At 69.5% G+C, this 8,607-nt stretch carries 8 protein-coding genes; 6 read left to right on the top strand and 2 right to left on the bottom strand.

What is annotated here, in order from left to right; translation table 11 throughout:
- Positions 1-597, top strand: a 597-nt coding sequence (locus tag AC6EI8_RS21385) for a ferritin-like domain-containing protein (RefSeq protein WP_498382802.1), incomplete at its 5' end; no start/stop codon positions are given.
- A 97-nt stretch (positions 598-694) separates the two neighbouring features.
- Here the strand turns inward: AC6EI8_RS21385 and AC6EI8_RS21380 are convergent.
- Positions 695-2,449 (bottom strand): acetate--CoA ligase, encoded by a 1,755-nt coding sequence (locus tag AC6EI8_RS21380; RefSeq protein WP_498382801.1) that lies wholly within the window; start codon positions 2,447-2,449, stop codon positions 695-697.
- Positions 2,450-2,738: 289 nt separating this feature from the next.
- On the opposite strand from AC6EI8_RS21380, the gene AC6EI8_RS21375 reads away from it, so the two are divergent.
- On the top strand, positions 2,739-3,632 hold the full coding sequence (locus tag AC6EI8_RS21375) for an alpha/beta fold hydrolase (protein ID WP_498382800.1): 894 nt from the start codon (positions 2,739-2,741) through the stop codon (positions 3,630-3,632).
- A gap of 22 nt (positions 3,633-3,654) precedes the next feature.
- Here AC6EI8_RS21375 and AC6EI8_RS21370 read toward each other — a convergent pair whose 3' ends face one another.
- Positions 3,655-4,752 (bottom strand): NAD(P)/FAD-dependent oxidoreductase, encoded by a 1,098-nt coding sequence (locus tag AC6EI8_RS21370; protein ID WP_498382803.1) that lies wholly within the window; start codon positions 4,750-4,752, stop codon positions 3,655-3,657.
- Between the two features lie 319 nt (positions 4,753-5,071).
- On the opposite strand from AC6EI8_RS21370, the gene AC6EI8_RS21365 reads away from it, so the two are divergent.
- The 4 genes from AC6EI8_RS21365 (at position 5,072) to AC6EI8_RS21350 (ending at position 8,548) form a co-directional block, all read left to right on the top strand.
- Entirely contained in the window at positions 5,072-5,917 is an 846-nt protein-coding gene (locus tag AC6EI8_RS21365) for a 3',5'-nucleoside bisphosphate phosphatase (RefSeq protein WP_149319280.1), read from the top strand.
- A gap of 16 nt (positions 5,918-5,933) precedes the next feature.
- The gene (locus AC6EI8_RS21360) at positions 5,934-6,557 is read left to right on the top strand and encodes an L-threonylcarbamoyladenylate synthase (RefSeq protein ID WP_498382799.1); all 624 of its coding nucleotides are present in this window, start codon (positions 5,934-5,936) and stop codon (positions 6,555-6,557) included.
- Positions 6,558-6,639: 82 nt separating this feature from the next.
- Positions 6,640-7,305, top strand: a complete 666-nt coding sequence (locus tag AC6EI8_RS21355) for a site-2 protease family protein (protein ID WP_149319278.1) — start codon at positions 6,640-6,642, stop codon at positions 7,303-7,305.
- A 40-nt stretch (positions 7,306-7,345) separates the two neighbouring features.
- Positions 7,346-8,548 carry a tryptophan--tRNA ligase gene (locus AC6EI8_RS21350; RefSeq protein WP_149319277.1) on the top strand — a complete coding sequence of 401 codons (1,203 nt, stop codon included), beginning with the start codon at positions 7,346-7,348 and terminating at the stop codon, positions 8,546-8,548.
- Positions 8,549-8,607: the final 59 nt, after the last annotated feature.

The raw sequence follows: 8,607 nt of genomic DNA, 5'->3' as shown, positions 1-8,607 counted from the left end.
CTGCAGAATCCGGCGGGGCGCGCGGTGCTGATCCACGCGCTGGCGCATATCGAGTTCAACGCGATCAACCTGGCCCTCGATGCGGTCTGGCGCTTTGCCGGCATGCCGGCGGGGTATTACCGCGACTGGCTGCAGGTGGCCGACGAGGAGGCGCTGCACTTCACGCTGCTGGCCGAGCACCTGCGCAAGCTGGGCTTCGCCTACGGCGATTTCCCGGCGCACAACAGCCTGTGGGAGATGGCGGACCGCACCGCCGGCGACGTGCTGGCGCGCATGGCGCTGGTGCCGCGCACGCTGGAGGCACGCGGGCTGGACGCCTCGCCGGTGGTCCGCACGCGGCTGGCCGACGCCGGCGATGCCGAGGCCGCGGCGATCATCGACATCATCCTGCGCGACGAGGTCGGCCACGTGGCGATCGGCAACCGCTGGTATCGCTGGCTATGCGCCGAGCGGGGCCTCGATCCTGTGACGACCTACGCCGAACTGGCCGAGCGCCACCAGGCGCCGCGGCTGCGGCCGCCGTTCAATCTGGCGGCGCGCCGCGCGGCCGGCTTCGACGAGGACGAACTGGCCTGGCTGACCGGCAGCGCCGGATAACGGCAAACCGGTGAAGGACCAACCGGCTGGACCAACCGGCTGGCCCAACCGGCTGCCCCAACCAGCGGACTCGACCGGCTCCCCGACGGCTGACCGTCTAGCCGTTGCCCACGCGTGGGGCCGCCGAACGCTGCCGTGCCGCCTCTTCCTCCTGCAACCGCAACACGCGGCGCTGGATCTTGCCGGTGGTCGTCATCGGCAGCTGGTCGATGAAGGCGATCGCCTTCGGATACTCGTACGGCGCCAGCTGTCCCCGCACGTGCTGCTGCAGTTCGGCGACCAGCGCGGCCTCGGACTCGGCCGAGCGCTGCACGCCCGGCGTCAGCACGATGAAGGCCTTGACGATCGCGCCGCGCTCCGGGTCCGGCGACGGCACCACCGCGCAGTTCGACACCGCCGGATGCTTGAGCAGGCAGTTCTCGATCTCGCTCGGGCCGATGCGATAGCCCGAGGACTTGAAGACGTCGTCGGCGCGGCCCTGGTACCACAGGTAGCCGTCTTCATCGACACGGGCGAGGTCGCCGGTGCGGCACCAGCGCAGGCCATCGTACTCGACGAACTTGCCCTCGGTGGCCGCCTCGTTCTTCCAGTAGCCGAGGAAGAACACCGGATCGGGATGGCCGTGGATGTCGGTGGTGCAGACCGCCACCTCGCCGTCCTCGCCGGGCGGGCAGGGGCGGCCTTCTTCGTCGACCACGGCGACGCGGTGGCCGGGGTAGGGCCGTCCCATCGAACCGGGCCGCGCCGGCCAGCCGAGCTGATCGTCGTCATATTGCGCGGTGCAGTTGCCGACGATGTAGTTGATCTCGGTCTGGCCGAACATCTCGTTGACGATCACGCCGAAGGCCTCGCGGCACCAGTCGAATACGGTCTGGCCGACCGCCTCGCCGGCGCTCATCAGCGCGCGCAGCCGCAGGTCGTAGCGCTCGCGCGGGGCCGGGCAGGCCTTCATCATCTGCTTGAGCGCGGTCGGGAACAGGAAGGTGTTGGTGACGCGGTAGCGCTCCATCAGGCCGAAGGCGACCTCGGACGAGAAGCGGCCCTGGTAGCCGACGATCGTCTTGCCGAAGTACAGCGCCGGCATCAGCGCGTCCCACAGGCCGCCGGTCCAGGCCCAGTCGGCGGGGCTCCAGAACACATCGTCCTCGCGCGGATACCAGTTCTGCGAGCAGACGAAGCCGGTCAGGTTGCCGATCAGCGCGCGGTGCGGCAGCAGCGCGCCCTTGGGCGGCCCGGTGGTGCCGCTGGTGTAGATCAGCACGGCGGCCTCGTCGGCCTTGGTCTGCTCGGCGGTGAAGTCGTCGGCCTGGTCCGCCAGCGCCGCGTCCCAGTCGCGGTCGCCGCGGCCCGCCGCTTCGCCGACGGCGATCACCGCCTGCAGCGCGGGGCAGTCGCCGCGCGCGGCGAGCAGATTGTCGATCGAGGTCTCGTCGGCGATCGCCACGCAGGCCTCGCTGTGCTGCAGGCGATAGCCCAGCGCCTCGGGGCCGAACAGCATCGACAGCGGCATCGCGATCGCGCCGAGTTGGTAGACCGCCATATGCGCGACCACGGTTTCGATGCGTTGCGGCAGCACGATCGCCACGCGGTCGCCGCGCCGGACGCCCAGCTCGCGCAGCGCGTGCGACAACCGATTGGCGTCGCGCTGGATCTCGCCGTAGCGATGCGACGCACGCCGGCCATCCTCATGCTCCGTATGGACGGCGATCCGGTCGCGCGTGGCGGGATCGCGTGCCCAGCGGCCGCAGCACGCTTCGGCGAGATTGAAGGTTTCGGGTACGTGCCAGTGGAAGTCGCGGTAGAGCGCGGGATAGTCGTCGCGCCGGCTGTCCGGCAGCGAGGATGCGGCCATGGTGGTCTCCGTTCTTGTGTCCGCGGCGTCGGGCGCCGCGGATCTTGTTGGCATGCTGGCTGGCGTCGCGGACTCGCTTGTGGCTACAATCGCGGTAAATCGAACGAGCGTTCGATTTTGTCGGACTGAGGGCGTGGTGGCCATCGACGGTCCCTCGCGGCAATCCTTGGCACGACCATCGTGACGATCGTGACCATCGCGATCAACGTGATCATCACGATCGCAATCATCACCACAGGCAGAGCAATCGCCGCAACCACACAGCCGACAAGGCGGGACAGGGCAGACCATGACGATCCGCGACACATCGCGCTCCGAATGTATCACGGTGCGTGGCCTCGATTACCACGTGCGCCACTGGGGCGAACCGGGCGCGCCGAAGCTGTTCCTGCTGCATGGCTGGATGGACGTGGCGGCCTCGTTCCAGTTCCTGGTCGACGCGCTGCAGGGCCGCTGGCACGCGATCGCGCCGGACTGGCGCGGCTTCGGCCAGACCGGCTGGCCGACCCGCCATCCGGGTACGGCGTCGTACTGGTTTCCCGACTATCTGGCCGATCTCGAAGTCCTGCTCGACCACTATCAGCCGGACGGCGCGGTGGACCTGGTCGGCCACAGCATGGGCGCCAATATCGCGTGCTTCTACGCCGGCGTGCGTCCCGAGCGGGTACGCCGCGTGGTGGACCTGGAGGGCTTCGGCATGACGGCCACTCGGCCAGAGCAGGCGCCGCGGCGCTTCGCCCGTTGGCTCGACGAATTGCGCGACCCGCCGACGCTGAAGACCTACGACAGCGTCGAGGCGGTCGCCGCGCGGCTGAAGAAAACCAATCCCCGGCTGCGCGACGACCGCGCGGCGTTTCTCGCCGAACACTGGTCGCGGCGCAACGCGGAAGGTCGCTGGGAGATCCTCGGCGATCCCGCGCACAAGCTGATCAATCCGGTGCTGTATCGCGTCGACGAGGCGATGGCGATCTGGGCCGCGGCGACCGCGCCGGTGCTGCACGTCGAGGCGCGCGACTCGGAGACGCTGCGCCATATCGCCCACAAGCAGAGCATCGCCGAATTCAAGCAGCGCTTCGCCGCGTTCCGCGATTTCCGCGAGGTGATTCTCAACGACGCCGGCCACATGCTGCATCACGACCAGCCCGAGGCGGTCGCGGGGCTGATCGAGTCGTTCTGCGGCTGAGCCCGCGCGGCGGCCCTCCGCCTCAGTCCGTGCCGTGCGTCAGCGCTTCCTTCAGCGCGGCGTTGTTGCTGGTGTGCACGTGGACCAGCGCCTTGTCGGGGAAGGCGTAGTGGTAGGCGCGGCGCAGCGCCAGCGCGGCCTCGTGGAAGCCCGACAGGATCAGCTTCTGCTTGTTCGGATAGAAGGCGATGTCGCCGGCGGCGAAGATGCCGCGGCGCGAGCTCTCGTAGGTGGTGGTATCGACCAGGATGCGGCCGGCGCGCATGTCGAGGTCCCAATGCGCGATCGGACCCGGTTCGGACACCAGCCCGTACAGCGCGACCAGTTCATCGGCCGGCAGCGTCAGCGTCTCGTCGCGCGTGCGCACCTGCGCGGCGACCAGCGCGTCGCCCTCGGTCTGCAGCGCGCCCAGCATACCGACGACGAAATCCATCTCGCCCGCCGCCACCGCGGCGCGCATCTCGGCGACCGTATGGTCGGCCGCGCGGAAGCCCTCGCGCCGATGCAGCAGCGTGACGCGCGCGGCCACCTTGCGCAGCGCCAGCGCCCAGTCCAGCGCCGAGTCGCCGCTGCCGGCGACGATCACGCGCTTGCCGGCGAAGCGCGACACGTCGCGCACCGCATAGTGCAAATGCCGGCCCTCCAGCGCCGCCGCCTCGGGCAGCGACACGCGCTGCGGCGCGAACGCGCCGGCGCCGGCGCAGATCAGCACCGCCGCCACCTCGAAACGCTTGCCGGCATCGGTGGCGACCAGCAGCCGCTGCGGCTCGCCGGGCAATTCCTGCACGCCCTCGACGCGCTGGCCGAAATGCATCGGCACCGCGAACGGTGCGCACTGCTCCAGCAGCCGGTCGACCAGGTCCTGGGCCAGGCAGCCGGGCACGGCGGGGATGTCGTAGATCGGCTTCTCGGGATAGAGCTCGGTGCACTGGCCGCCGGCGCGGTCCAGCACGTCGACGATCTCGCATTGCAGGCCCAGCACCCGGGCCTGGAAGGCCGCGAACAGGCCGACCGGACCGGCGCCGACGATCAGCACGTCGGTGCGGACCGGTTCGGTATTGGTCGCGGCGGGCGGGGTGGAAACGTCTTGGGAGGGGGAGGCCGGATGGGTGTTCTGCATGATCGGATCGTTGCGGCCGGCGTGCGCCATGGCGGCACGCCGCGCGGAAAGACTGGGGAGGCGTCCACTATACCCCGGCCCCGCCGCGGTTCCGGCTACGCCAGCGTTGGCGGCATGGCTATGCGCCGCCGTGGACCGCAGTAGTCCCCATTGGCCGCAGTAGCCACCGTGGACCGCAGTAGCCCCCATTGGCCGCAGTAGCTGCCGTCGACCGCAGTGGCCACCGTCGACCGCAGTGGACCGCCAGGGCGGCCATGCCCCGCGGTGCAGCGGCGCCCGGCTTCTGCGGACACGGAAGGCGCGGGAGTAGAATGACGGAATGCACGCTTCCCACGCCATCAACGCCGACCTGCATTGCCACTCGACCATCTCGGACGGCACGCTGCCACCCGCGGTCGTGGCCGAGCGGGCGCACGCCAACGGCGTCGAGATCTGGTCGCTGACCGACCATGACGAACTGGGCGGCCAGCTGATCGCGCGCGAGACCGCCGAGGCGCTGGGCATGCGCTATGTGCCGGGCGTCGAGATCTCGGTGACCTGGGCGGGCCAGACGGTCCATATCGTCGGCCTGCAGATCGATCCGCTGTGCCCCGAACTGATCGACGGCCTGACCGCGACGCGCTCGGGCCGCGCCCGCCGCGCGCAGGACATCGGCGACGCGCTGCACGCGGTCGGCATCGAGGGCGCCTACGAAGGCGCGCTGCGCTATGTCGGCAACCCCGACCTGATCTCGCGCACGCACTTCGCCCGGTGGATGGTCGACGAGGGTATCTGCGGCAATATCTCCGAGGTGTTCGACCGCTATCTGACCGAGGGCCGCCCCGGCTATGTCGGCCATCGCTGGGCCACGCTCGGCGAGGCGGTCAAGTGGATCCGCGCCGCCGGCGGCATCGCCGTGATGGCCCACCCGGGCCGCTACGACTACACCGATACCCAGCACGACGCGCTCTTCGACGAATTCACCGCGCTCGGCGGCGGCGCCGTCGAGGTCGTGACAGGCAGCCATACGCCGGACCAGTACCGCCGCTATGCCGACGTCGCGCGGCACTACGGGCTGCTGGCCTCGCGCGGCTCGGACTTCCACGGGCCGGGCGAAGGGCGGGTCGAGATCGGCTCGCTGCCGCCGCTGCCGTCGTCGCTGACGCCGGTCTGGCACGACTGGTAAGCCGCCGGACCGCCCCATGTCGCAGTTCTTCGATATCCATCCGGTCGATCCGCAATCGCGCCTGATCAAGCAGGCCGCCCAGATCGTCGGCAAGGGCGGCCTGATCGCGCTGCCCACCGATTCGAGCTATGCGCTCGCCTGCCGGCTCGACGACAAGGGCGCGGTCGAGCGCCTGCGCCGGCTGCGCGGCATCGACGACAAGCACCACCTGACGCTGATGTGCCGCGACCTGTCCGAGCTCGGCAATTTCGCGCGGGTCGACAATCGGCAGTACCGCTGGATCAAGGGCGCCACGCCCGGGCCCTATGTGTTCATCCTCGAGGCCACCAAGGAAGTGCCGCGGCGGCTGTCCCACCCGGCCCGCAAGACCATCGGCGTGCGCGTGCCCGACCATGCCATCCCGCAGGCGCTGTTGAACGAACTGGGCCAGCCGATGATCAGTTCGACGCTGCAGCTGCCCGGCGATGCCGCGCCGCTGGACGATCCTTTCGAAATTCGCGAGCGCCTGCAGAAGCAGCTCGACCTGGTGATCTGCGGCGGCACCGCGCCCGCGCATGCCTGTACGGTGATCGACCTGACCAGCGGCGAACCGGTGCTGGTGCGCGCCGGCCGCGGCGATGTCACCCGCTTCGGGCTGTGAGCGCGGCATCATGCCGCTGCCCGGCGCAGACCGCCCCACGAATCGGCGTGGCGGCCGGTGCCCGCCGTTACAATAGCGCCCCATGGACGCCTCTCTGATTCAGACCTTCGCGGTCTACGCGCTGCCCGTGCTGTTCGCCATCACGCTGCACGAGGCCGCGCATGGCTATGTGGCCAAGCTGTTCGGTGACAACACCGCCTATATGCTCGGCCGGGTCAGCCTCAACCCGGTCCGCCATATCGATCCGATCGGCACCATCGCCGTGCCACTGCTGCTGTACCTGGTCACCAGCGGCCAGTTCGTGTTCGGCTATGCCAAGCCGGTGCCGGTCGCCTTCGGCCGGCTGCGCAACCCGCGCTGGCACAGCATGTGGGTCGCGCTGGCCGGCCCGGGCGCGAACCTGGTGCAGGCCTTCGCCTGGGCGCTGGTCGCGCTGGGGCTGGTGCTGGCGCAGGTCGACGAACCGTTCTTCGCGCAGATGGCGCGCGCCGGCGTGCTGGTCAACCTGGTGGTGGCGGCGTTCAACCTGTTTCCGATTCCGCCGCTCGATGGCGGGCGCGTGCTCAGCGCCTTGCTGCCGCAGCGCATGGCCTACGCGCTGTCGAAGATCGAGCCGTACGGCATCTTCGTCGTGCTGGCGCTGGTCGCCGCCGGCGTCATCACCCGGGTCTGGATGCAGCCGGTGATGAGCCTGCTGGGCTCGCTGGTCCAGCTGCTGCTGGCGCCGATCCTGGCGCTGGTGCAGTGACGCTGGTGCAATGATTTCCTGAAAGACTGATTACAACGACATGTTCCCCGATCGCGTTCTCTCCGGCATGCGGCCTACCGGCGCGCTGCATCTTGGCCACTACCATGGCGTGCTGAAAAACTGGGTCAAGCTGCAGTCGGAGCACCCGTGCTTCTTCTTCGTGGCCGACTGGCACGCGCTGACGACGCACTACGAGTCGCCCGAGGTGATCGGCCAATCGGTCTGGGAAATGCTGACCGACTGGCTGGCCGCCGGCGTCGATCCGGAGCAGGCGACGCTGTTCATCCAGAGCCGCGTGCCCGAGCACGCCGAACTGTTCACGCTGCTGTCGATGGGCACGCCGCTGGGCTGGCTCGAACGCGTGCCGACTTACAAGGACCAGATCGAGAAGCTCAAGGACAAGGACCTGGCGACCTACGGCTTCCTCGGCTATCCGCTGCTGCAGGCGGCCGACATCCTGATCTATCGCGCCGACAAGGTGCCGGTGGGCGAGGACCAGGTGCCGCACGTCGAGATCACGCGCGAGATCGCGCGCCGCTTCAACTTCCTGTACGGCCGCCAGCCGGGCTTCGAGGAGAAGGCGCAGGAGGCCGCGAAGAAGCTGGGCGGCAAGCGGACCCGCGTGTTCCTCGACCTGCGCAAGACCTTCCAGGAGCAGGGCACCGACAGCGCGCTGGAAGAGGGCCGCGCGCTGGTCGCGCAGTCCCAGAGCCTGTCCAATGACGACCGCGAGCTGCTGCTGGGCTATCTGGCCGGTTCGCGCAAGACCATCCTGGTCGAGCCGCAGGCGCTGCTGACGGCCGCGTCGCGGATGCCCGGGCTCGACGGCCAGAAGATGTCGAAGTCCTATGGCAACACGATCCGCATGCGCGAGGACAAGGACTCGGTCGAGAAGAAGGTGCGCACGATGCCGACCGATCCGGCACGGGTGCGCCGCACCGATCCGGGCGAGCCGGCCCGCTGCCCGGTGTGGCAGCTGCACCAGGTGTATTCCGACGAGCCCACGAAGGAATGGGTGCTCAAGGGCTGCCGCAGCGCCGGCATCGGCTGCATCGAATGCAAGCAGCCGGTGATCGAGGGCATCCTGCGCGAGCAGCAGCCGATGCTCGAGCGCGCCCAGCCGTACATGGACAATCCGGCCCTGCTGCGCGACATCGTCGACCACGGCTGCGCCAAGGCCAGCGCGGTCGCGCAGGAGACCATGCGCGACGTGCGCGAGGCCATGGGGCTGGGATACCGTTGATGGGCTCGCTGCCGTCGTCCATGCCCGCCGGCGCGCCGCATGCCGCGCTCGGCGAGCCC

It is taken from the genome of Cupriavidus sp. R6-3 (assembly GCF_059772245.1).
This window is presented reverse-complemented; position numbering and strand designations above follow the sequence as displayed.